Origin of the sequence: Streptococcus sp. GMD5S (assembly GCF_000298715.2) — a bacterium.
Taxonomy (GTDB): domain Bacteria; phylum Bacillota; class Bacilli; order Lactobacillales; family Streptococcaceae; genus Streptococcus.
Genome location: NZ_AJRG02000001.1, coordinates 67,854 through 92,278, shown reverse-complemented (window position 1 = coordinate 92,278; position 24,425 = coordinate 67,854). Strand labels below are relative to the sequence as shown.

General features: G+C 43.6%; 16 protein-coding genes and 1 other RNA gene. 15 read left to right on the top strand and 2 right to left on the bottom strand.

The window, feature by feature from the left end; translation table 11 throughout:
* Positions 1 to 72: 72 nt before the first annotated feature.
* Complete coding sequence (locus GMD5S_RS0200430; protein WP_000373803.1) at positions 73 to 8,322, top strand: SIALI-17 repeat-containing surface protein; 8,250 nt, start codon at positions 73 to 75, stop codon at positions 8,320 to 8,322.
* A 167-nt stretch (positions 8,323 to 8,489) separates the two neighbouring features.
* On the opposite strand, the gene pbp1a is transcribed toward GMD5S_RS0200430, so the two are convergent.
* Together pbp1a and recU are read right to left on the bottom strand one after the other, a co-directional pair.
* Positions 8,490 to 10,658, bottom strand: a complete 2,169-nt coding sequence (gene pbp1a / locus GMD5S_RS0200425; protein ID WP_001041841.1) for a penicillin-binding protein PBP1A — start codon at positions 10,656 to 10,658, stop codon at positions 8,490 to 8,492.
* The gene (recU, locus tag GMD5S_RS0200420; protein ID WP_000248759.1) at positions 10,655 to 11,251 is read right to left on the bottom strand and encodes a Holliday junction resolvase RecU; all 597 of its coding nucleotides are present in this window, start codon (positions 11,249 to 11,251) and stop codon (positions 10,655 to 10,657) included. Before recU ends, pbp1a begins: the two co-directional genes overlap by 4 nt.
* 66 nt (positions 11,252 to 11,317) lie before the next feature.
* On the opposite strand from recU, the gene GMD5S_RS0200415 reads away from it, so the two are divergent.
* The 14 genes from GMD5S_RS0200415 to GMD5S_RS0200350 all read left to right on the top strand — a co-directional run bounded on the left by GMD5S_RS0200415 (position 11,318) and on the right by GMD5S_RS0200350 (position 24,421).
* Positions 11,318 to 11,845, top strand: coding sequence for a DUF1273 domain-containing protein (locus GMD5S_RS0200415; RefSeq protein ID WP_000199581.1), 528 nt, complete (start codon positions 11,318 to 11,320; stop codon positions 11,843 to 11,845).
* Between the two features lie 69 nt (positions 11,846 to 11,914).
* Complete coding sequence (gene gpsB / locus GMD5S_RS0200410) at positions 11,915 to 12,244, top strand: cell division regulator GpsB (protein WP_000146523.1); 330 nt, start codon at positions 11,915 to 11,917, stop codon at positions 12,242 to 12,244.
* 20 nt (positions 12,245 to 12,264) lie between these two features.
* An RNA gene (gene rnpB, locus GMD5S_RS10380) (RNase P RNA component class B) lies at positions 12,265 to 12,646 on the top strand.
* 83 nt (positions 12,647 to 12,729) lie between these two features.
* Complete coding sequence (locus GMD5S_RS0200400; RefSeq protein ID WP_000662908.1) at positions 12,730 to 13,887, top strand: THUMP domain-containing class I SAM-dependent RNA methyltransferase; 1,158 nt, start codon at positions 12,730 to 12,732, stop codon at positions 13,885 to 13,887.
* Positions 13,888 to 13,899: 12 nt separating this feature from the next.
* Positions 13,900 to 15,345: a cell division site-positioning protein MapZ gene (gene mapZ, locus GMD5S_RS0200395; RefSeq protein ID WP_000039240.1), complete on the top strand. Its 1,446-nt coding sequence runs from the start codon at positions 13,900 to 13,902 to the stop codon at positions 15,343 to 15,345.
* A 75-nt stretch (positions 15,346 to 15,420) separates the two neighbouring features.
* Positions 15,421 to 16,845, top strand: a complete 1,425-nt coding sequence (gene gndA, locus GMD5S_RS0200390) for an NADP-dependent phosphogluconate dehydrogenase (protein ID WP_000158764.1) — start codon at positions 15,421 to 15,423, stop codon at positions 16,843 to 16,845.
* 11 nt (positions 16,846 to 16,856) lie between these two features.
* Entirely contained in the window at positions 16,857 to 17,546 is a 690-nt protein-coding gene (locus GMD5S_RS0200385) for a response regulator transcription factor (protein ID WP_000518004.1), read from the top strand.
* 99 nt (positions 17,547 to 17,645) lie between these two features.
* Positions 17,646 to 18,650: a choline-binding protein CbpJ gene (cbpJ, locus tag GMD5S_RS0200380; protein ID WP_008292544.1), complete on the top strand. Its 1,005-nt coding sequence runs from the start codon at positions 17,646 to 17,648 to the stop codon at positions 18,648 to 18,650.
* Positions 18,651 to 18,767: 117 nt separating this feature from the next.
* Positions 18,768 to 19,646: a mevalonate kinase gene (gene mvk, locus GMD5S_RS0200375; RefSeq protein ID WP_000163296.1), complete on the top strand. Its 879-nt coding sequence runs from the start codon at positions 18,768 to 18,770 to the stop codon at positions 19,644 to 19,646.
* Positions 19,628 to 20,581 (top strand): diphosphomevalonate decarboxylase, encoded by a 954-nt coding sequence (mvaD, locus tag GMD5S_RS0200370; RefSeq protein ID WP_000375373.1) that lies wholly within the window; start codon positions 19,628 to 19,630, stop codon positions 20,579 to 20,581. Before mvk ends, mvaD begins: the two co-directional genes overlap by 19 nt.
* Positions 20,568 to 21,575 (top strand): phosphomevalonate kinase, encoded by a 1,008-nt coding sequence (locus GMD5S_RS0200365; RefSeq protein WP_000562389.1) that lies wholly within the window; start codon positions 20,568 to 20,570, stop codon positions 21,573 to 21,575. The genes mvaD and GMD5S_RS0200365 overlap by 14 nt, the downstream gene beginning before the upstream one ends.
* A complete protein-coding gene (gene fni, locus GMD5S_RS0200360) occupies positions 21,559 to 22,560 on the top strand; it encodes a type 2 isopentenyl-diphosphate Delta-isomerase (RefSeq protein ID WP_000210639.1) in 1,002 nt (333 codons plus the stop codon). Before GMD5S_RS0200365 ends, fni begins: the two co-directional genes overlap by 17 nt.
* A gap of 167 nt (positions 22,561 to 22,727) precedes the next feature.
* Positions 22,728 to 23,426, top strand: a complete 699-nt coding sequence (liaF, locus tag GMD5S_RS0200355; protein WP_000714484.1) for a cell wall-active antibiotics response protein LiaF — start codon at positions 22,728 to 22,730, stop codon at positions 23,424 to 23,426.
* Positions 23,423 to 24,421 carry a sensor histidine kinase gene (locus GMD5S_RS0200350; protein ID WP_000744932.1) on the top strand — a complete coding sequence of 333 codons (999 nt, stop codon included), beginning with the start codon at positions 23,423 to 23,425 and terminating at the stop codon, positions 24,419 to 24,421. The genes liaF and GMD5S_RS0200350 overlap by 4 nt, the downstream gene beginning before the upstream one ends.
* Positions 24,422 to 24,425 lie beyond the last annotated feature (4 nt).

Here is a 24,425-nt window from a genome sequence, read left to right as displayed (position 1 = left end):
TGGTTCTCTCCTTTTTCAAAGGAGAAATGATACCGCTTACTCATGTATGCGGATGAAAGGAATAGGAGAAAGATGGATAGACATTTTTTTGAGAAACGCTGTCACTATAGTATAAGAAAATTTGCAATCGGTGCAGCCTCCGTTATGATTGGTGCTAGTATCTTTGGCGCCAATATGGTTCAGGCGGCAGAAACAGCAACACCTTCAGAGGCAGAGGGAAGTATCACTCATGTTCAAGCCTTGGATAAGTTACCAGATGATTTAGCCGCTGCGCTTGAAAAAGCAGATGCAGAAGCTGCAACAGAAGCAAGTCATGAAGAAACTCCAGCGACAGATGAGGGAACCAATCCTGCAGCAAGTGAAGAGGCAAAACCAGAGACAAGTCCTGCAACTCCCAAACCAGCAGAAACGCCGAAACCGGCTGAAACACCAAAGGCAGATAAACAACCTGCGGAAACCACTACACCAGCAGTAAAACCAGCTGAAAAGACAATCGAAGATAGAGAAGATGTCAACCATCTTGAGGGTGCTACTGCTCAGGCTAATAACTATGAAACTGGCACTCCGTATACTGCTGATAAGGCAGTGGACGGTAATCCAGATACCCGTTGGGCGACTAATCAAAATATTGAAAAACCAACCTTCGAATTAACTCTTCCAAAAACTACCCTTATCAAGCATGTAGAAATAGACTGGGATCGTCGTCTTCGTAATGGGCAAAATGATCCCAATATCAAATCTTGGAGTCTCTACTACGCAGGCCAAGAAGACATGGGCGCTAACGAAGAAAAACAATGGAAACTCGCTCATACCAAGACTGGAAATCCTGTTTTAGATGAGAAAGTTGACCTAGCTGAAAGTATTCAAGCTAAGTACCTCAAATTAGAGATCAATGACTACCAAGCTGGCACAATGGGCTGGAGAAACGTTGGTATCCAAGAAATTCGAGCTTATTCAAACGTTCCGGACCATAGTAAGGTAACGGATATCCGCCAAGTAACCGAACTAACAGTAGCAGAAGATGGACAGTCTCTTGTCTTACCAACTTTACCAGGAAAAGTCAGTCTCATCGGAAGCAATAAGCAAGGTGTGATTGACCTTCAAAATCACATCCATAAACCTCTAACAGATCAACGCGTCAAGGTCATGGTCCAACAAATCAGAGACAGTCATACTTTCACTAAGGAATTTGAAGTAGTCATCAAGGGTCTACATCAGAACGAGGGTGTAGGTGTCAAACCAAAAGTAGCACCAGCTGTTCAACAATGGTATGGGAAAGAAGGCCAATCTTCTATCACTTCAGATACAGTCCTTGCGACAGGTGATTCTGGCTTTGATCAGGCAGCAACCTTCTACCAGTCAGACCTTGCTAGCCGTGGATTGGAACTGGCAACAGGTGACAAGCAAGCTCAAAAACGAATCGAATTTAAAAAGGTTGAAAACAAAGGTTATGGCAAGGAAGGCTATGGCATCACTATCCAAGATGATGTGATTACCATCGAAGCTGCCACAAACACAGGAGCCTTCTACGCCACTCGGACTCTTCTTCAAATGGGAGAAAGTAACCTCCAAAATGGCGAAATTCGCGATTTCCCAAGTTTCAGCCACCGTGGCTTTATGCTAGATACAGGTCGTAAATTTATCCCTTATGACACTCTTGTAGACATCATGCTCAACATGGCTTACTACAAGATGAACGACTTGCAGTTGCACCTCAACGATAACTATATCTTCCTAAAGGAACACTTGGCAGGTAAGAATTTAAGTCCAGAAGAACAACTCAAGTATGTACTTGAACACGCTAAGACTGGTTTCCGTGTGGAGACAGACATTGTCGGTAAGAATGATCAAAAATTGACTTCAGATGAGCATTATACCAAGGAAGAAATGCAAAATCTGATTAAACTTGCCAAGGCCTTGCATATCAATCTAGTGCCAGAAATTGACACACCAGGTCATGCACTATCATTTGTCAAAGTCCGCCCAGACCTCATGTATCAAGGTAGTTTGAGTGATTATGCTGGCAAACACAATGTTGAACGTGTTGCAATGCTCGACCTAGATAATAAATACGATGAAACGCTAGCTTTTGTCAAATCAGTTTATGACAAACTCCTCGATGGTCCAGATGCACCGCTTCATGGCGTATCTACTGTTCATATCGGAACGGATGAATACTATGGTAGCCGCGAAAGCTATCGCCGCTATGTCAATGATTTGACCCAATATATCAAGTCTAAAGGCTATACCCCTCGTATCTGGGGTTCGCTCAGTGCGAAACGAGGGAACACCCCTGTTGATTGGAACGGAGTAGAAGTTGATATCTGGAGTATCGGATGGCAACGACCAAATGAAGCCATTGCTCAGGGAGCTAAGATTATCAATATCACGGATGTACCGACCTATAGTGTGCCAAGTGGAAGCAATAGTCAAGCAGCCTACGGGGACTATGCTAACTACGAACGTCAGTACAATAGCTGGACACCGAATGATTTTAGAACAGGTGGAGGTCCACTTCTACCAGCTTCTCATCCAAGTATCCTTGGTGGTGGGCACGCAGTTTGGAATGACAATATCGACCTTCATGAGACAGGTTTGACCTCTTATGACATCTTTAAACGTTTCTTCAAGAGCATGCAAACCACTGCAGAACGCACCTGGGGGTCTGACCGTGCAGCTGCGACCTTTGCAGAACGCACCCTACCAACCAGTCCTTATGCGCCGCAGTCAAATCCTGATAAAGAGATTGATCAAAGCGACCTGTTTACCATCAATTCTGAAACAGTCAAGAACTATGCAAGCAAGAAAGTGAAGGCAAGCGAACAGGGATTGGCTTTTGAGAAAGATAGCAGTATCGAAGGCTTGGCTGGTGATGTTGGTCCAAGTCACGTCTTGAAGTTTGATGTAACTGTCACTGGAGACGGAGAACAAACCTTCTCAGCAAGTGGGGATAACCGTATCTATCTAGCTGATAAAGACGGCTATCTTGCTTACCAGTTTGAACAGTTCCATATCCAATTCAATAAAAAACTTGAAAAGAACAAACGTTATCAAATCTCTATCGTGACCAAACCACAATCTACAGAAGTCTATGTGGATGGTGAAAAGATTGAGCGTATAGCAAATCCAGCCCACCCTCGCTTTGCCCACAATAGCTTGGTTCTACCGCTTGAAAGCATCGGTGGTTTCAAAGGAATCTTGCATAGCGCAGAGTTGTCAGACAAACCATTTGTAAATCCTCGTTTGATTTCAAATGATAAGATTACAGCAACCGCAAGCAGTCAGCAGCTTCCAGGAAATGCGACTGAAGGCGCTGTTGAAAAGGCCTTTGACAATGATCCAAATACCTTCTGGCATACTAAGTGGACTGGTGACACTGCGCCATACACCCTTACTATGACCTTGAAAGAAGCAGAAAAAGTCAATGGCTTGACGTATCTCCCACGACCAGGTGGTGGAAATGGTGTCGTGACGCGCTACGAAATCTACGCACAAAAAGATGGCCAAATGGTCAAGGTTTCAGAAGGAAACTGGGACAACAACGCCCAAGAAAAAACAGTCAACTTTGCGGCGGTAGATACCAACAAGATTGAGTTGAAAGTATTGGAAGGCGTTGGTGGTTTTGCAAGTGCAGCTGAAGTTCATCTATTGAAACCTGTTAAAGAAGAGCAAGAAACGCCTGCACCAAGTCAACCAGAAAAACCAACTACACCAGAAAAACCAAAAGTAGAGCAAACAGGTGATGGAACAGTTGAATTGGCAGATCAATTTACTGCAAGTAAACCAGCTAGCGAAGACAGCATTGCAGCTGCCAGCAAGAGCGCAGACTATCTCAAGAAAGAGTACAAGGTCTTCCCAACGCCACAAAAAGTGACTTATGGAGAAGGAGTCACAGCCCTTCGTAAGCAAGTCAATCTGGTTATGGGCGATCAACTCGATATCTATACTCGCAATCGCTTGAAGAGTGTCTTGCAGGACAATCAAGTATCTTATACAACTGGTAAGGCAGCAATCGCTGGCGCAACCAACATCTATCTTGGAGTGCATGGACAAGGTTCACAAGCAGAACAAAACTTGTCCAAGGTTTCAGCAGGTCTCTTTGACAAGATTGACGCCTATGTCTTGAGCATCAAGGATAACTCGATTTCCATCGTCGGAAAAGACACAGATGCAGTCTTCTATGGTTTGACAACCTTGAAACACATGCTCAAGGAAAGCCAAGTGCCAGTCCTTCGCAATGTGACAGTAGAAGATTACGCAGAGCTCAAGAACCGTGGTTTCATCGAAGGATACTATGGAAACCCATGGTCGAATGCCGATCGTGCAGAACTCATGCGTTTTGGTGGCGATTTGAAATTGAACCAATACTTCTTTGCACCAAAAGACGATCCATACCACAACAAGAAATGGCGTGAACTCTATCCAGAAGAAAAACTAGCTGAAATCCGTGAACTAGCTCGCGTCGGAAATCAAAGTAAAACACGCTATGTCTGGACTATCCATCCATTCATGAACAACCGCATCCGCTTTGGCAATGAAGCGCATTACCAAGAAGATTTGGCAACCATCAAGGCTAAATTTACCCAGTTGATGAAAGTGGGTGTCCGCGAATTTGGTATCCTTGCAGATGATGCTCCAAGCCCAGTCGGAGGCTACAATAGCTATAACCGCTTGATGCAAGATATGACCAAGTGGTTGACTGAGATGCAGGGAACTTACAGTGGTCTTCGTAAAGAAATGATCTTTGTTCCTGGACAGTATTGGGGTAATGGACGTGAGGATGAGTTGAAATCCCTCAATGAAAATCTCCCAAGTTCAACATCCATGACCTTGACGGGTGGTAAGATTTGGGGCGAAGTCTCTGAAAGCTTCCTTTCAACTCTCAAGAACAATCTATCCGCAGGTGGCAAGACCTATCGCCCCGTTTCACTTTGGATTAACTGGCCTGTAACAGATAACTCTAAACAACACTTGATTCTAGGTGGTGGTGAGAAATTCCTTCATCCAAATGTGGATCCAAGCTTGCTGTCTGGTATCATGTTGAACCCAATGCAACAGTCTGAACCATCTAAGATTGCCCTCTTTTCAGGAGCTCAATACTCATGGAAACAGTGGAAATCAGAAGAAGAAGCTAAGAAAATCAATGATATTGCCTTCAACTTTGTAGAAAATGGTCATTTTGAAGATAGCAAGGTATCAGCAGCCTTCCGTGAACTTGGTAAGCACATGATCAACCAAAACATGGATAATCGTGTCGTCAAACTAGAAGAATCGGTAGACTTGGCTCCAAAATTAACAGACTTTATGACCAAGCTTAAAGCAGGTCAGGATGTGACTGCTGAACGTACAGCCTTGCGTGCAGAATTTGCCAAGATTAAAGAAGCAGCCGAACTCTATAAAGCATCAGGCGATAAAAAAATGGTTGCCCAAATCCACTATTGGTTGGATAATGCAATCGACCAAATGAATGCTCTTGATGCCTTCCTTACAGGAACTGAAGCCATGGCTACAAACGATGCAGCCAAACTTTGGGATAGCTACTATAAAGGTTTGAAATTGTACGAACAGTCTCAAACTCACACCTTCCATTATGTAGACCATATGGAAAAAGCTGAATTGGGTGTTCAACATATTCGTCCATTTATCCTATCCCTGAAAGAAGTTCTAGCGTCTGAAGTTCAAAAAGTCTTGCATCCAGACCAAATCATCAGCACCTTTATCACCAATCGAACAGGGGTAGAAGGTGGTTTGGCAGAAGTAACGGATGGCGATTTGGCAACTCATGCGATTATTAAATCACCAAATAGCATCAAGACAGGTGATTATATTGGTATGAAGTTCAACAAACCAGTAGCGATTCAAACCTTGACCTTTGCAATGGGAACGCAGGCAAATCCACGTGATACCTTTAGTAAGGCAGAAGTGCAGTATCAAGATGAAAATGACAACTGGGTAACCTTGAAAGAGCCAAGCTATGTCGGAAATGAATCCCTTCTTAAGTTTGAAAATCTCAATATCAAGGCCAAGGCAGTTCGCATGATTGCGACAGCAGACCGTGAGAATACTTGGTTTGCAGTTCAGGAAATTGCAGTCAACCGTCCAGTTGAAAAAGCTCGTAGCCAACAAGCAACGACAGTTAGTCTAAGCTCAAACTTAGTTTACAAACTAAATACCTCAGCTCGTCAAATCACTGATGGCAAGGACAATACAGAAGCCATGATGGCAAATGCTGACGGTAGCAATACGACACCAGTAGATGCTTGGGCACAACTTGACCTCGGTGAAGTCAAGTCAGTCACTAAAGTACGACTTCGCCAAGGAACGGGTGATAAGCTTGCTGCAGGTGTACTTGAGTACTCTACAGATGGAACTGCATGGCAAGAGTTGGATCGCCTATCAGGAGAACAAACCAAGGAAGTGACCAGAGCAATCAATACTCGCTACATCCGAGTACGCAATACCAAGGCCCTTGACCTCTGGTGGCGTATCCAGGACTTCTCTGTTGAGACACGCTCTGGAAACAGTGAGTTAACAGACACCAACGTCGACGCCTTGAAGGAAACACCAGTAGTGGATAGCTTGGGCAGTTACGAGCTTCAAATTCCAGCTGGAACCAAACTTCCTGCTCATAGCTATCTAGGTATGAAACTTGACCGTATCCATCAGGTCAAGAGCATCCAGCTCCAAGGTCAAGCCAACCCAGCTCTTAGCCTGGAGTATTCTGCAAATGCGCAAGAATGGATGCCAGCTAGCCAGTTGACTGATAGATCTGCAGCAAGCCACTTAATACGTTATGTGCGTTTGGTCAACAAAACAGATCAGGAGCAAGCTATTACAGCGACTTCTCTCCTTGTGACAACCAAAGAAGTGCAACCAACCAAACTAGAATCTACAACAATGGGCATTCATCCAACATACGGAAGCAATGATGTTCGTAAGCTGAACAACCTAGATCAACTATTTGACGGTGTTTATAACAACTTCGTTGAGTTTTCAGACTACGCCCATAAAGATGGCCATGTAACCTTGAAACTCGGTAGCGAACGTACCATCAAGAAGATCAGAGCCTACATCCAAGACGGAACTCAAAACTATCTTCGTGATGGTAAGATCCAAGTCAGCCAAGACGGTAAAACTTGGACAGATGTCGTGACAGTAGGAGATGGTGTGGCCAATAGCACACACGATGATTCATTGACAGATGGTTGGACACATGATTCTAAGATGCCAGGAAATCGCTACATCGAGGGTGAATTGACGACACCAGTTAAAGCTAACTATCTCCGTGTCCTCTATACAGCAGACTATGATGCCCGTTTTGTAGGCTTTACAGAATTGGTCATCAACGATGGTGAATTTGTCAAACCAATCAATGATCCAACAGTAGAAGGAAGTAGTGGAGAAAGCCAGGGCAACCTTTATAATAATCTTGTAGACGGAAAAGTCTTAACCAGCTACAAGTCTGAAAAAGACAAGGGCGAATTGGTGTATCACTTGTCTGAGCCAACCAATGCCAACCACCTTCGTCTCGTTTCCAGTCTTCCTGAAGGAGCTAAGGCACGTGTTCTTGCTAGAACACTCAAGGATGGTCAAGACAGTTGGACAGACCTCGGTGCCATTACATCTAGTCTCCAAACTTTTGCTATCCGAAATGGCGGCTCTCTTCTAGACGTCAAATTAGTCTGGGAAGGCGGCAAGGCTGAGTTTTATGAATTGGCAAGCTTCCATCAAGAATTGACAGAAGAACCGATCCAATCAAGCAAGGGTGAAGAACCAGCACCTGTTCTTGAGGTTCCTGAATTCACAGGTGGTGTCAATGCAGTTGAAGCCTTGGTACATGAGCTTCCAGAGTACACAGGCCCAGTAGCGACAGTAGGTGACCAAGCTGCTCCAACAGTAGAGAAACCTGAGTTCAAGGGTGGTGTCAATGCAGTGATGGCTCTAGTGCATGAATTGCCAGAATACACAGGCCCGCTAGCAACAGTAGGTGATCAAGCTGCTCCAACAGTAGAGAAACCTGAGTTTCAGGGCGGAGTCAACTCCGTTATGGCCTTGAAACATGAGCTCCCAGCTTACACAGGTCCCTTATCAACAGTAGGCGACCAGGCAGCACCGACAGTAGAGAAACCAGAGTTTAAACTTAGCACTCTAGTTTCTGATCAAGGTAAGACTCCAGATCATAAACAAGAAATTGCTAGACAAGAAATAGCTGAACAAAGCTTGCCAGCAACAGGTGAGAGTCAATCTGACACAGCCCTCTTCCTAGCAGGTGTTAGCCTAGCCCTATCTGCTCTCTTTGTAGCAAAAACAAAGAAAGACTAGTATTTAGTAAAACCTCTTAACAAGATTACGAAATCCGTTTCCTATCTTTCCCAATGAGGTTTATAGTACAGAAAAAGCCTGAGAAGATGTCTTCTCAGGCTTTTGTTAAGCAGATAGATGCAATAGTGCTATGAAAAAATCACCCAGATTTTTCTGGGTGATAAATGTTATGGTTGTGCTGGTTGAGGATTCTGATTTTGGTTCTGGTTTTGTTGACCAGGCGTTGTATTTGGTTGCTGGTTATTGGTATTATTGTTTGCACTATTATTCGTGCTTGGAGTAGTTGAGCTTGACTGTGAAGTTGAACTTTCTGATGTCGAGCTCGAACTTTCAGGTGTTGGGGCCTGTTGCGGAGCAGGGGCAGTCCATGCAGAACGAGCACTGTTTTTAAAGACGAACTCACCACTTCGATAGAGGCCTTCTGGCATAGTCCAGTCGCCAGGGTTGTTATCCTCAGACAGATAAGTCATCATTGAACGGTAAACCTTAGCAGCAACATAGAAGCCATCACCAACGATAGGAGTCAGGCGGTTTGAGTAACCTGTCCATACAGCCATTGAATATTTGCGAGTATAACCAACAAACATTTCGTCTGGGGCTACATAACCAGTATTTTTGATGTAGTTTTCAATTTCATCATCTGTATAGTTTGATGTACCAGTCTTACCAGCTTGAGGTAGCCAAGGGAGATAAGCACCACGACCCGTTCCGTATGCCAAGACAGTCTTCATCATTTCTGTCATCATATAGGCGGTCGTCTCTTTCATGGCACGAGTACCAGGATCAGCGTATTCTTTTGAGCTACCATCGCTAAAGACGATTTTGTTGATATACATTGGTTTATGGTAGATACCACCGTTAGCAAAAGCAGCGTAAGCAGCAGCCATTTTCTCACTACTTGCTCCGTACTTTTTGTTTGACTCAGTCGTATTACTTGAAATCGCGTTGGCATAGTGCATATCTGGATAGTCAATACCGATTCCATTCAGGAAGGTCTTGGCTCTATCCAAACCGACTTTGTTCAAGGTTTCTACGGCTGTAACGTTCCGTGATTGTTGGAGCGCATATTGGATGGTGATATTTCCAAAATAACTTCTATCCCAGTTGTAAACAGGGGTATCTGTTCCAGGATAGTTGTATGGAACATCATGTACAATCGAAGCAGTTGAGTCGTAGATGTCATACTCCAAGGCAGGAGCATAGTCTGTGATTGGCTTCATGGTAGAACCCCAGTCACGGTTGGTTTCCACAGCTTGGTTGATTCCGAAGGAAACATTGCTTGATTGGTGACGAGAACCTAACTGAGCAATGACTTTCCCATTTGTCACATCCACAATCGTTGAAGCTACTTGCATTTCATCATCTGGATAGTTGACATACTCGTCGGTATTGTAGATATCCCAGAGATGTTGTTGAACTTTAGGATCAACGTTGGTGTAGACGTCCATACCAGTCGTTAAGAGGTTGTAGCCTGTTTCTTGTTCGACTTGATCGATTACCTCTTTGAGATAGTTGTCCATGTATGGAGGATAACTATTAGCTGATTTTAGACTTTGAAGTCCATCTGTAATCGGAGTATTAATCGCTTTTTCATATTGCTCAGCTGAAATGTAACCTTGCCCCTTCATCTCAGAGAGGACGAGATTACGACGTTCTTGAGCAGCTTCTGGATGCGAGTATGGATCATACTGGTTTGGAGCCTGAGGCATACCAGCAAGGAGAGCCAATTGAGGAATACTTAGATCTTTGAGATCCTTGCCATAGTAACTTTGGGCAGCTGTCTGCATTCCGTAGTTCCCGTTTGACATGTAAACCTTGTTGATGTAGTAGGTCAAGATCTCTTGTTTAGTCGCTTTTTGTTCTAGCTGAACGGCTAACCAAGCTTCCTGGGCCTTACGAGAAAGAGTTTGATCAGAAGTTGACGTAGAGAAATAGGTTAACTTGATCAACTGCTGTGTCAAGGTGGAAGCTCCTTGCAGACCTCCACCACCACGAAGGTTTCGGAGGGTAGCACCTAGGATACGGATCGTGTCGATTCCTCGGTGATTAAAGAAGCGATGGTCCTCAATCGAAACAATAGCGTTGACCAAATCGGTCGGTATTTCGTTTGCTTGGGCATTGACTCGACGTTCCGATCCAAGATCAGCAATAAGCTCGTCATTGCTATCATAGATCTTACTTGACGTTGTAGCAACTAGTTTACTTTCAGAAAGTTCTGGAGCCTTGCTAACATAGTAGAGGAAGAGACCTCCACCAAGCATTACAGCTGCGATAAATACAGTTAAGAGACTGATGCTGACATACTTAGCTATTCGCAGAAAAGTTTGTTTGTTCATCTTGTTTTACCACCTAGTAAATGTTCTTTGATAATGTCGAGGTAGGGAATTTGAGGAAAGGCACCAGGCTCAATCCTATATCCATTTTCTCGAATATATCCAAGTGGCATTGACTTCTGTCCCTTATCTTGATGATAGAAACGGATGAGGTCAATAGCCGGTAATAAGTAGGTTTCTTGCTGAGAAGAAAAGTGAAGGAGTACAAAGCAGATTCCTTGCTGGGCAAGGACTTGTTCCATATGCTGGATCTGATGGGGATGAAAATTCTTCATCGGTATCGCATGTTTTTGCCTGGTTTCCTTTGCTTCAAAGTCGATGTAGTATCCATCATAAACCCCTGAATAGTCAGTAGTTGAGGCTTGTCTAAAGTAGGCTTCAACAATCTTGGCACGACTTCGTTGGGGATAATCAACACGTACAATTTGGATGGGAGTCGGTTTCTTGTGAATAACAGCTAACCCATGCGACAAATAGTAGTCGTTCGTAGCATTGATCATCTTTTCAAAAGACATTCCCCGATTTGCGAAATTTTTAGTTTGTGACAGGGGTGCTTGCCTCTTTTGAGATGAAATTTTATGTGGATAGTTGACCATAATTCTCCTTATTGGTACAATAACATCACTCTATTATATCATAAATTTACAAAGAAAGGGTTAAAAATGACATCAGCCTTGATTTTAGGCTATTCAGCCTTCGACCTTGGTCTCTTTAATGACAAGGATATTCGAGTTGATATTATCAAAACAGCTATTCGGAGAGACTTGGAACGTCTAGCAGAGGATGGGGTGACCTGGCTTGTCTTTACAGGGACCTTGGGCTTTGAGTACTGGGCGCTTCAGGTGGCGAAAGACATGAAAGCAGACTATGGATTTCAACTGGCGACCATTTTTGATTTTGAAACCCATGGCAGTAATTGGAATGAAGCAAATCAAGCGAAATTGAGTGAGTTCAAGCAAGTTGATTTTGTCAAATACGCCTATCCACAATATGAGCACAAGGGACAATTACGCGATTATCAGAAATTTTTGCTGGAAAATACAGATACTTGTTACCTTTTTTACGACGAAGAAAACGAAACCAAGTTACGATATTTTTACCAAATGATGAAAAATCAAGCGGACTATGTTACAAGAAGATTAACATTTGAGGACTTGAATGAAATAGTAGAAAATTTTTCTGAAAAGTAAGCCTTTGACCTTGATTTTTACTTGTCTTTTTTTATATAATAATACTAGTAAACCAGAATGGAGAGAGACATGGCAAGTATTATATTTTCAGCGAAAGATATTTTTGAACAAGAATTTGGACGTGAAGTACGTGGATACAGCAAAGCAGAGGTAGACGAATTCCTAGACGATGTGATTAAGGACTATGAAACCTACGCAGCTTTGGTCAAATCTCTTCGTCAAGAGATTGCTGATTTGAAGGAAGAATTATCTCATAAACCACAGGTAGCGCCAACTCAACCAGACTCTATTGAAGTAACGGCTTCTACTTCAATGACAAACTTTGATATTTTGAAACGCTTAAATCGTCTCGAAAAAGAAGTATTTGGTAAGCAAATCTTAGACAACCAAGATTTATAATTGACTAAGGAATGAGTGCAATTTTTGGATAATCGCGTGAAGAGGTTCTCTTTTCATGAGGAAAGTCCATGCTAGCACAGGCTGTGATGCCTGTAGTGTTTGTGCTAGGCGAATCCATAAGCCTAGGGACGAGAAATCGTTACGGCAGTCGAAATGGCTAAGTCTTCGGATAGGTCAGAATAGGCTTGAAAGTGCCACAGTGACGGAGTCTTTCTGGAAACAGAGAGAGTGGAACGCGGTAAACCCCTCAAGCTAGCAACCCAAATTTTGGTCGGGGCATGGAGTGCACGGAAACGAACGTAGTACTCTGACTGCTATCAGATTTATGCTGTTAGCGGTAGACAGATGATTATCGAAGGAAGTGGTCCTAGTCACTTCTGGAACAAAACATGGCTTATAGAAAATTGCATATAGGTTGGGGCTGAGAAATCTTTCTCAACCTCATTTTTTAAAGTGAACAAGAGAAAGGTCTTGCAAGACTAGAAATGAAAGAACAATTTAATTTAATCGCAACTGCTGCGGCGGGGCTTGAGGCTGTCGTTGGACGTGAGGTGCGAGACCTTGGTTATGATTGCCAGGTTGAAAATGGGCGTGTCCGCTTCCAAGGAGATGTGAAGGCAATCATTGAGACCAATCTTTGGCTTCGTGCAGCGGATCGCATCAAGATTGTAGTCGGAAGTTTTCCAGCTAAGACTTTTGAAGAGCTTTTTCAAGGCGTTTTTGCTCTAGATTGGGAAAACTATCTCCCGCTAGGAGCACGTTTCCCGATATCAAAGGCAAAATGTGTCAAGTCTAAACTCCACAACGAGCCCAGTGTTCAGGCTATTTCTAAGAAGGCTGTTGTGAAGAAATTACAAAAACACTATACCCGTCCAGAAGGAGTTCCCTTGATGGAAACTGGTCCCGAGTTTAAGATTGAGGTATCTATCCTGAAAGATGTGGCAACTGTCATGATTGACACGACAGGTTCTAGCCTTTTTAAACGTGGTTATCGTACGGAAAAGGGTGGAGCTCCTATCAAGGAAAATATGGCAGCGGCCATTTTACAACTCTCTAACTGGTATCCAGACAAGCCATTGATTGATCCGACCTGTGGGTCAGGAACTTTCTGTATCGAGGCGGCTATGATTGCCAGAAAGATGGCGCCAGGACTTCGACGTTCCTTTGCATTTGAGGAATGGAACTGGGTCAGCGATCGGTTAATCCAGGAAGTTCGCACAGAGGCGGCTAAGAAAATTGATCGTGAACTGGAACTGGACATTATGGGCTGTGATATAGATGCTCGCATGGTGGAAATTGCCAAGGCAAATGCTCAAGCAGCAGGTGTCGCAGGTGATATTACCTTTAAGCAAATGCGGGTACAGGACTTGCGCACTGACAAGATTAATGGCGTTATCATTTCCAATCCACCATATGGGGAACGTTTGTCTGATGATGCAGGAGTTACCAAGCTCTATGCTGAGATGGGACAAGTCTTTGCACCACTGAAAACGTGGAGTAAGTTTATCCTGACGAGTGACGAAGCTTTTGAAAGCAAGTACGGAAGTCCAGCTGACAAAAAACGAAAACTCTATAACGGGACCTTAAAAGTGGATTTGTATCAATACTTTGGTCAGCGTGTCAAACGCCAAGAGGTAAAATAGAAAGGTGAACTCATGAGTAAGAAAAGACGTGATCGTCATAAAAAAGGACATCAAGAACCACAATTCGACTTTGATGAAGCAAAAGACTTGACTGTTGGTCAAGTCATTCGTAAGAATGAAGAGGTTGAAGCAGGAGTATTGCCTGAGGACAGTATCTTAGACAAATACATCAAACAGCACCGTGAAGAAATCGAAGCCGACAAGTTTGAAACTCGTCAGTTTAAAAAAGAAGAGCTAGCTTCTACTCAAAACCTAGAGGAAATGATCCAAGAAGTTCGTGAATCAAGTGAACCTTCTGATCAGGTAGACGATTCAGACATGGTTGCTGAGGAATCTATTGAAGAGATAGAAAATGAAGAGACTACTCAGTTTGTCCCACCACTTCAAGATGAAGAAAGTGCTGAAATAGAGCCTCTCGTTTTAACAGAAACAGAGCCCAAGGAAATAAATGAGGAACAAGAAGAGGCGACCTATACACCTCTATCACGTTCGGCTCAAACAGAACCTGAAACAGGCTCTAAGAAGAAAGGTGTCATCATCATTGCTTCGGTAGTAGCTGCAATCCTTGTGCTTGCTGGAACATATTATGTCTACCGTCAAGTATCTCGTTCAAACCAAGAAATCCAGTCTTCTCAAGCAGCCTCTTCGGATGATCAAGGGACACAAACAGCTTTGAAAGACTTCAATGATCTCTATGATACTTTCTATACGGATGCCAATAAGACAGCTCTGAAAAACAGCCAGTTTGATAAATTGAGCCAACTGAAAACCTTGCTAGATAAGTTAGAAGGTAGCCGTGAATATACACTAGCTAAGTCAAGATATGATAGCCTAGCAACTCAAATCAAGGCCATTCAAGATGTTAATGCCCTCTTTGAAAGTCCAGCAATCACTGACGGTGTCTTGGATACCAATGCGAAAGCCAAAGCAGATGCTAAGTTTACAGAAATCAAGACAGGTAACACAGAACTAGACAAACTCTTGGATAAGGCCATTAGTCTTGGTAAGAGTCAACAAACCAGTGCTTCCAGCTCAAGTTCGAGCTCTAGCACGAGTCAAGCAAGCTCAAGTTCAGCTACAGAAAGCAATGCAAGTAGTACGACACCTTCAACAAGCAACACGGCACCAGCTAGAGACACGAATGGTGGTTTGTCTGGCGATGGGGTTAATCTTCAAAGAAGTGCTAGTCGTGTACCGTACAACCAATCAGCTGTAGACGATAGCAACAACCCTGCTTGGACGTTTGCGGATGGTGTATTGGAACAAGTCCTAGCAACATCACGTGCTCGTGGCTATATCACTGGAAATCAATATATCCTAGAACGTGTCAATATCGTAAACGGAAATGGTTATTATAACCTCTATAAACCAGATGGAACCTATCTCTTCACCCTTAACTGTAAGACTGGTTACTTTGTAGGGAATGGTTCTGGTCATGCAGATGACTTGGACTACTAAGCGACCGTTACAAAATTCTTTCCTTTCATAGGTAAAAATGATAAAATAAAACATATTAAACAAGAGGAGTGTCACATGACAAAAGCTAACTTTGGTGTCGTTGGTATGGCCGTAATGGGTCGTAACCTTGCCCTAAATATCGAATCTCGTGGCTATACAGTTGCCATTTACAACCGTAGTAAAGAAAAAACAGAAGATGTCATTGCTTGCCATCCTGAAAAGAACTTTGTGCCAAGCTATGACGTGGAAAGCTTTGTAAACTCAATCGAAAAACCTCGTCGTATCATGCTCATGGTTCAAGCTGGACCTGGTACAGACGCAACTATCCAAGCCCTTCTTCCACACCTTGACAAGGGAGATATCTTGATTGACGGAGGAAACACTTTCTACAAAGATACCATCCGTCGTAATGAAGAATTGGCAAACTCAGGGATCAACTTTATCGGTACTGGGGTTTCCGGTGGTGAAAAAGGTGCCCTTGAAGGTCCTTCTATCATGCCTGGTGGACAAAAAGAAGCCTACGAATTGGTTGCTGATGTTCTTGAAGAAATCTCAGCTAAAGCACCAGAAGATGGCAAACCATGTGTGACTTACATCGGTCCTGATGGAGCTGGTCACTATGTGAAAATGGTTCACAACGGTATCGAGTATGGTGACATGCAATTAATCGCAGAAAGTTATGACTTGATGCAACACTTGCTTGGTCTTTCTGCAGAAGATATGGCTGCAATCTTTACTGAGTGGAACAAGGGTGAATTGGACAGCTACTTGATCGAAATCACAGCTGATATCTTGAGCCGTAAAGACGATGAAGGTCAAGATGGACCAATCGTAGATTACATCCTTGACGCTGCTGGCAACAAGGGAACAGGTAAATGGACTAGCCAATCATCACTTGACCTTGGTGTGCCATTGTCACTTATCACTGAGTCAGTATTTGCTCGCTACATCTCTACATACAAAGAAGAGCGTGTGCATGCTAGCAAGGTTCTTCCAAAACCAGCTGCCTTCAAATTTGAAGGTGACAAGGCTGAGTTGATCGAAAAGATCCGTCAAGCACTTTACTTCTCAAAAATTATCTCATACGCACAAGGCTTTGCCCAATTGCGTGTGGCTTCTAAAGAAAATAACTGGAACTTGCCATTTGCAGACATCGCCTCTATCTGGCGTGATGGCTGTATCATCCGTTCTCGTTTCTTGCAAAAGATCACAGATGCCTACAACCGTGATGCAGACCTTGCAAACCTTCTCTTGGATGAGTACTTCTTGGATGTTACTGCTAAGTACCAACAAGCAGTGCGTGATATCGTAGCTCTTGCTGTTCAAGCTGGTGTACCAGTGCCAACCTTCTCAGCAGCTATTACTTACTTTGATAGCTACCGTTCAGCTGACCTTCCTGCTAACTTGATCCAAGCGCAACGTGACTACTTTGGTGCCCACACTTACCAACGTAAAGACAAAGAGGGAACCTTCCACTACTCTTGGTATGACGAAAAATAAGTAGGTCTGCCATGGGGAAACGGATTTTATTACTTGAGAAAGAACGAAATCTCGCTCATTTTCTCAGTCTGGAACTCCAAAAAGAGCAATACCGTGTTGATCTGGTTGAGGAGGGGCAAAAAGCCCTCTCCATGGCTCTCCAGACAGATTATGACTTGATTTTACTGAATGCTCGTCTGGGGGATATGACGGCCCAGGATTTTGCAGAGAGGCTGAGTCGGACAAAACCAGCCTCAGTGATTATGGTCTTAGACCATCGCGAAGAATTGCAAGACCAGATTGAGACAATCCAGCGCTTCGCCGTTTCTTACATCTATAAGCCAGTGATTATTGATGATCTAGTTGCTCGTATTTCAGCGATTTTCCGAGGTCGGGACTTTATCGACCAACACTGTAGTCAGATGAAGGTCCCAACGTCTTACCGCAATTTGCGTATGGATGTAGAACATCATACCGTTTATCGTGGCGAGGAGATGATTGCTCTGACGCGCCGTGAGTATGACCTTTTGGCCACTCTCATGGGAAGCAAGAAGGTCTTGACTCGTGAGCAGTTGTTGGAAAGTGTCTGGAAGTACGAAAGTGCGACAGAAACCAATATCGTGGATGTTTATATCCGTTATCTACGTAGCAAGCTTGATGTAAAAGGTCAAAAAAGCTACATTAAAACTGTGCGTGGTGTTGGGTACACCATGCAAGAATAGAAAAGCAGTTGCAGTTTTGTAACTGCTTTTTTTGAGAAGTTTCTATATATTGACATACAATAAAGTCTTTGCTACAATCAGTTATGGAGGATACGTCTAATGAAAATAATAAAAAAATTGATGCAAATCGCATTAGCAGTCTTTTTCTTTGGTTTGCTAGCGACAAGTGCAGTATTGGCGGATGATACTGATTCAGAAGGCTGGCAATTTGTCCAAGAAAATGGTAGAACCTACTACAAGAAGGGGGAACTCAAAGAAACCTACTGGCGAGTGATTGATGGGAAGTACTATTATTTTGATCCTTTATCTGGAGAGATGGTTGTCGGCTGGCAGTATATCCCGTTTCCATCTAAAGGTAGTACAATTGGTCCTTACCCAAATGGTATCAGATTAGAAGGTTTTCCAAAGTCAGAGTGGTACTACTTTGACAAAAATGGAGTGCTACAAGAGTTTGTTGGTTGGAAAGCATTAGAAATTAAAACTAAAGACAGTGTTGGAAGAAAGTATGGTGAAAAACGTACAAATCCGGAAGATAAAGAAGAGAAGAGTTTTTACACGAACTATTACTTTAATCAAAATCATTCTTTAAAGACAGGTTGGCTTTATGACCAGTCTAATTGGTATTATCTAGCTAAAACGGAAATTAATGGAGAAAACTATATTGGTGGTGAAAGACGTGCAGGTTGGATAAACGATGGTTCAGCTTGGTACTATCTAGATTCAGAAACTGGTATCATGCAAACTGGTTGGAAGCAAATTGGCAATAAGTGGTACTACCTCCGTTCATCAGGAGCTATGACAACTGGCTGGTATCAGGAAGGTTCAACTTGGTACTATTTAGATGCTGAAAATGGCGATATGAAAACAGGCTGGCAATATCTTGGTAACAAGTGGTACTATCTCCGTTCATCAGGATCTATGGCGACTGGTTGGTATCAGGAAGGTTCGACTTGGTATTATCTAAACGCAAGTAATGGCGATATGAAGACAGGCTGGTTCCAGGTTAATGGCAAATGGTACTACGCTTATAGTTCAGGTGCTTTAGCAGTGAATACGACTGTAGAAGGCTATTCTGTCAACTATAATGGCGAATGGGTTCAATAATGAAAGAGGCGATTGTGAAGGAAACAATCGCTTTTTTTGTGAAAATATAATAAAATAGATAGGAGAAAATACTACTGTATGAAATGAGACGGTCTTTCCGTCTGGTTAAAGGAAAACATGACAAAAAAAGTTGGTGTCGGTCAGGCACATAGTAAGATTATTTTAATAGGAGAGCATGCGGTTGTTTACGGTTATCCAGCCATTTCCCTGCCTCTCATAGAGGTGGAGGTGACTTGTAAGGTGGTCCCTGCTGAAAGTCCGTGGCGTCTTTATGAGGAGGATACCTTGTCCATGGCAGTGTATGCCTCGCTGGAGTATTTGGATATCAAAGAAGCTTGCATTCGATGTGTGATTGACTCGGCTATCCCTGAAAAACGGGGAATGGGTTCGTCAGCGGCTATCAGCATAGCGGCCATACGTGCGGTATTTGACTACTATCAAGCCGATCTGCCTCATGATGTACTAGAAATCTTGGTCAATCGGGCTGAAATGATTGCCCATATGAATCCAAGTGGTTTGGATGCCAAGACCTGTCTCAGTGACCAACCTATTCGCTTTATCAAGAATGTTGGTTTTACAGAACTTGAGATGAACCTATCTGCCTATTTGGTGATTGCAGATACAGGTGTGTATGGCCACACTCGTGAAGCCATCCAAGTGGTTCAAAGTATGGGGAAGGATGCCCTACCGTTTTTGCATGCCTTGGGAGAATTGACCCAGCAAGCAGAAGATGCGATTAGACGAAAAGATGCTGAAGGATTGGGACAAATCCTCAGTCAAGCGCATTTACATTTAAAAGAAATTGGTGTCAGCAGCCCTGAGGCAGACTCCCTCGTTGAAACGGCTCTTAGCCATGGTGCTCTAGGTGCCAAGATGAGTGGTGGTGGGTTAGGAGGCTGTATCATAGCCTTGGCAGCCAATCTGGATCAAGCAGAAGAACTAGCAAAACGATTAGAAGAGAAAGGAGCTGTTCAGACATGGATCGAAAGCCTGTAACAGTACGTTCCTACGCAAATATTGCCATTATTAAATATTGGGGAAAGAAAAAAGAAAAAGAGATGGTTCCTGCTACTAGCAGTATCTCTCTTACTTTGGAAAATATGTACACAGAGACGACCTTGTCGCCTCTACCGACGGATGCGACTGCTGATGCCTTTTATATCAATGGTCAGCTTCAGAGTGAGGCTGAGCATGCTAAAATGAGCAAAATCATCAACCGTTACCGTCCAGAAGGTGAGGGATTTGTCCGTATCGATACCCAAAACAACATGCCGACTGCGGCTGGCTTGTCATCCAGTTCTAGTGGTTTGTCCGCCTTGGTCAAGGCTTGCAATGCTTATTTCCAGCTTGGTTTGAATCGGAGTCAGTTGGCACAGGAGGCTAAGTTTGCTTCTGGTTCTTCCTCTCGTAGTTTTTATGGGCCACTCGGTGCCTGGGACAAGGATAGTGGGGAGATTTACCCTGTAGAGACAGACTTGAGACTAGCTATGATTATGTTGGTGCTAGAGGACAAGAAAAAACCAATTTCTAGCCGTGATGGGATGAAACTCTGTGTGGAAACCTCGACGACCTTTGATGATTGGGTGCGCCAGTCTGAGAAGGATTATCAAGATATGCTCGTCTATCTTAAAGAGAATGATTTTGCCAAGGTTGGGGAATTAACGGAGAAAAATGCCCTAGCCATGCACGCTACGACCAAAACTGCTAGTCCAGCCTTTTCATATCTGACGGATGCATCCTATGAAGCGATGGACTTTGTCCGCCAACTTCGTGAGCAAGGGGAAGCCTGCTACTTTACCATGGATGCCGGTCCCAATGTCAAGGTCCTCTGTCAGGAGAAAGACTTGGAGCATTTATCAGAAATCTTTGGTCAACGTTACCGCCTGATTGTGTCAAAAACAAAGGATTTGAGTCAAGATGATTGCTGTTAAAACTTGCGGAAAACTCTATTGGGCAGGGGAATACGCTATTCTAGAGCCAGGACAGTTAGCCTTGATAAAGGCCATTCCCATCTATATGAAGGCTGAGATTGCTTTTTCTGATAGCTACCGTATCTATTCAGATATGTTTGATTTCGCAGTGGACTTGACGCCAAATCCTGACTACAGCTTGATTCAAGAAACGATTGCTCTAGTGGAAGATTTCCTCATTTATCGTGGGCAAGCCTTGCGACCTTTTTCCTTGGAAATTCGTGGAAAAATGGAACGGGAAGGCAAAAAGTTTGGTCTGGGTTCTAGTGGTAGCGTCGTTGTCTTGGTGATCAAGGCCCTGCTGGCTCAATATGATATTACGGTTGATCCGGAACTCTTGTTCAAGCTGGCTAGCACGGTCTTACTCAAGCGAGGAGACAATGGTTCTATGGGAGATCTAGCCTGTATTGTGGCAGAAGATTTGGTTCTCTACCAGTCATTTGATCGCAAAAAGGTGGCTACGTGGCTGAAAGAAGAAAACTTGATGACAGTTTTGGAGCGTGACTGGGGCTTTTCTATCTCACAAGTGCAACCGGGCCTAGAATGTGATTTCCTAGTGGGATGGACCAAGCAAGTGGCCGTATCGAGTCAAATGGTTCAGCAAATCAAGCAAAGCATAGACCAGAATTTTTTAAGTTCCTCAAAAGCAACGGTTGCTGCTTTGGTAGAAGCCTTGGAGCAGGGGAATTCAGAAAAAATCATCGAGCAGGTGGAAACAGCCAGTCAGCTTTTAGAAGGCTTGAGCCTAGATATATACACACCTTCGCTGAGACAGTTGAAAGAAGCCAGTCAAGATTTGCAGGCTGTTGCCAAGAGTAGTGGCGCTGGTGGTGGTGACTGTGGGATTGCCTTGAGTTTTGATGAGCAATCAACTGAAACCATAAAAAATCGCTGGGCCGATCTGGGGATTGAGCTCTTATACCAAGAAAGGATAGGACATGACGACAAATCGTAAGGACGAGCATATCCGCTATGCCCTTGAGCAGAAAAGTTCCTATAATAGCTTTGATGAGGTGGAGTTGATTCATTCTTCCCTGCCTCTTTATGACCTGGATGAGATTGATTTGTCTACAGAGTTTGCAGGTCGAAAGTGGGACTTTCCTTTTTATATCAATGCCATGACAGGTGGGAGCGACAAAGGTAAAGAAATCAATCAAAAACTGGCTCAGGTGGCAGAAGCATGTGGGATTTTGTTTGTGACGGGCTCTTATAGCGCAGCCCTCAAAGATTCAACAGATGACTCTTTTTCTGTCAAATCTAGCCATCCAAAGCTTCTCCTTGGAACCAATATTGGCTTGGACAAGCCTGTTGAGTTGGGATTTCAGACTGTAGAAGCGATGAATCCTCTTCTCCTCCAAGTGCATGTTAATGTCATGCAGGAATTACTCATGCCGGAGGGAGAAAGAAAGTTTCGAAGCTGGCAATCGCATCTGGCAGACTATAGCAAGCAAATTCCCGTTCCTATTGTCTTAAAGGAAGTGGGCTTTGGAATGGATGTGAAGACCATCGAGAGAGCCTATGATCTGGGTGTTCGAACGGTTGACCTATCAGGTCGTGGTGGTACTAGCTTTGCCTATATCGAAAACCGTCGCAGTGGCCAGCGTGATTACCTCAATCAATGGGGGCAGTCTACTATGCAAGCCCTTCTCAATGCCCAAGACTGGAAAGACAAGGTCGAACTTTTGGTTAGCGGAGGCGTTCGGAACCCGCTGGATATGATTAAGTGCCTGGTCTTTGGAGCCAAGGCTGTGGGACTGTCACGTACCGTTCTTGAGTTGATTGAAACCTACTCCGTCGAAGAGGTGATTGGCATTGTCCAAGGCTGGAAAGAAGATCTGCGTTTGATCATGTGTGCCCTTAACTGTGCCACCATAGCGGATCTACAAAACGTAGACTATATTCTTTATGGCAAACTAAAAGAAGCAAAAGATCAGATGTAGAGAGGTCGGGACAAGAATCCCGCCCTTTTTTTGTAGCCTTTTGTCAACTGTAGTGAGTTGATGAAACCTAGCTTGTAGGAGCGATTTCTGTCCAATCTCCTTTTTCCATCCTCAGACCGAGGTGACTTTTTTGAATTGTGATAAAATAGAAGGGAGAGGATGCATCTATGAAAAAATTTCAAATCTTTTTATTTATCGAAGCCTGTCTATTGACGGGAGCTCTGATTTTGATGGTATCAGAGCATTTTTCGCGTTTTCTGCTGATTCTATTCCTCTTTTTGCTCTTGCTCCGCTATTATACAGGCAAAGAGGGCAACAACGTTTTCCTCCTTGTGGCGACTATTCTTTTCTTTTTCATCGTCATGCTCAATCCCTTTGTGATATTAGCTATCTTTGTGGCAGTTATTTATAGTCTCTTTCTTCTCTATCCGATGATGAATCAAGAAAGAGAGGAGACCGACTTGGTCTTTGAAGAGGTGGTAACGGTTAAAAATGAACACAATCCTTGGTTTAGCAATCTCCATCATTTCTCTAGTCACCAGACATGTCAATTTGACGATATCAACCTCTTTCGCCTCATGGGTAAGGACACCATTCATTTGGAAAGAGTTATCCTAACCAATCATGACAATGTCATTATCCTTAGAAAGATGGTCGGAACGACTAGGATTATCTTGCCCGTAGATGTGGAAATCAGCCTCAGTGTTAACTGTCTTTATGGAGATTTAACCTTCCTTCATCAACCTAAGCGAGCCCTCCGTAATGAACACTATCATCAGGAAACCAGAGACTACCTCAAGAGTAACAAGAGTGTCAAGATTTTCCTAACTACTATGGTTGGCGATGTGGAGGTGGTCAGAGGATGAAAAAGCAATCTTATCTGTTAATCGGCCTGACTTCACTCCTCTTTATTCTCTTTTTGGCTAATAGTCTGCTTGATATTCTAAATCTTGATTGGTCCTATTTGCTACAGGATATCGAGAAAACAGAGAAACTCATCTTCTTGATCTTGGTCTTTAGCCTTTCCATGACCTTCTTTTTTGTCCTCTTTTGGCGCGTGATAGAAGAAGTCTCTCGCAGAAAAATGCAAGTCAATCTCAAGCGACTGCTAGCAGGAAAAGAGGTGGTTGCCTTTGCAGATCCAGACTTGGATGCCAGTTTTAAGTCCTTGTCTGGCAAGCTTAACCTCTTGACAGAGGCTGTTCAAAAGGCTGAAAATCAAAGCCTGGTCAAGGAAGAAGCAATCATCGAGAAGGAACGAAAGCGGATTGCACGTGACTTGCACGATACAGTTAGTCAGGAGTTGTTTGCGGCTCATATGATTTTATCAGGTGTCAGCCAGCAGGCTTTGAAGCTGGATAGAGAAAAGATGCAGACCCAGTTGCAAAGTGTTGCAGCTATCCTTGAAACAGCCCAGAAAGATTTGCGGGTCTTGCTCCTACATTTGCGACCTGTTGAGTTGGAAGAGAAGAGTTTGGTTGAGGGGATTCAAATCCTCTTAAAAGAGCTAGAGGACAAGAGTGATCTCAAGGTTAGTCTCAAGCAGAATGTGTCTAAATTGCCCAAGAAGATTGAAGAGCATATCTTTCGTATTTTGCAGGAGTTGATCAGCAATACCCTCCGCCATGCCCAGGCATCTTGCTTAGATGTCTACCTCTATCAGACAGATGTTGAATTGCAACTAAAGGTGGTGGACAATGGGATTGGCTTCCAGTTAGGGAGTTTAGATGACTTGAGTTATGGACTGCGAAACATCAAGGAGCGGGTTGAAGATATGGCAGGAACGGTTCAACTCTTGACAGCACCTAAGCAAGGACTGGCGGTCGATATCCGTATTCCCCTGCTAGACAAGGAATCATAAAGGA

Excerpts from the sequence above, each read along its gene's own strand:
- GMD5S_RS0200430 (WP_000373803.1), top strand. The coding sequence starts at position 73 with ATGGATAGACATTTTTTTGAGAAACGCTGTCACTATAGTATAAGAAAA.
- pbp1a (WP_001041841.1), bottom strand. The coding sequence starts at position 10,658 with ATGAACAAACAAACTTTTCTGCGAATAGCTAAGTATGTCAGCATCAGT.
- recU (WP_000248759.1), bottom strand. The coding sequence starts at position 11,251 with ATGGTCAACTATCCACATAAAATTTCATCTCAAAAGAGGCAAGCACCC.
- GMD5S_RS0200415 (WP_000199581.1), top strand. The coding sequence starts at position 11,318 with ATGACATCAGCCTTGATTTTAGGCTATTCAGCCTTCGACCTTGGTCTC.
- gpsB (WP_000146523.1), top strand. The coding sequence starts at position 11,915 with ATGGCAAGTATTATATTTTCAGCGAAAGATATTTTTGAACAAGAATTT.
- GMD5S_RS0200400 (WP_000662908.1), top strand. The coding sequence starts at position 12,730 with ATGAAAGAACAATTTAATTTAATCGCAACTGCTGCGGCGGGGCTTGAG.
- mapZ (WP_000039240.1), top strand. The coding sequence starts at position 13,900 with ATGAGTAAGAAAAGACGTGATCGTCATAAAAAAGGACATCAAGAACCA.
- gndA (WP_000158764.1), top strand. The coding sequence starts at position 15,421 with ATGACAAAAGCTAACTTTGGTGTCGTTGGTATGGCCGTAATGGGTCGT.
- GMD5S_RS0200385 (WP_000518004.1), top strand. The coding sequence starts at position 16,857 with ATGGGGAAACGGATTTTATTACTTGAGAAAGAACGAAATCTCGCTCAT.
- cbpJ (WP_008292544.1), top strand. The coding sequence starts at position 17,646 with ATGAAAATAATAAAAAAATTGATGCAAATCGCATTAGCAGTCTTTTTC.
- mvk (WP_000163296.1), top strand. The coding sequence starts at position 18,768 with ATGACAAAAAAAGTTGGTGTCGGTCAGGCACATAGTAAGATTATTTTA.
- mvaD (WP_000375373.1), top strand. The coding sequence starts at position 19,628 with ATGGATCGAAAGCCTGTAACAGTACGTTCCTACGCAAATATTGCCATT.
- GMD5S_RS0200365 (WP_000562389.1), top strand. The coding sequence starts at position 20,568 with ATGATTGCTGTTAAAACTTGCGGAAAACTCTATTGGGCAGGGGAATAC.
- fni (WP_000210639.1), top strand. The coding sequence starts at position 21,559 with ATGACGACAAATCGTAAGGACGAGCATATCCGCTATGCCCTTGAGCAG.
- liaF (WP_000714484.1), top strand. The coding sequence starts at position 22,728 with ATGAAAAAATTTCAAATCTTTTTATTTATCGAAGCCTGTCTATTGACG.
- GMD5S_RS0200350 (WP_000744932.1), top strand. The coding sequence starts at position 23,423 with ATGAAAAAGCAATCTTATCTGTTAATCGGCCTGACTTCACTCCTCTTT.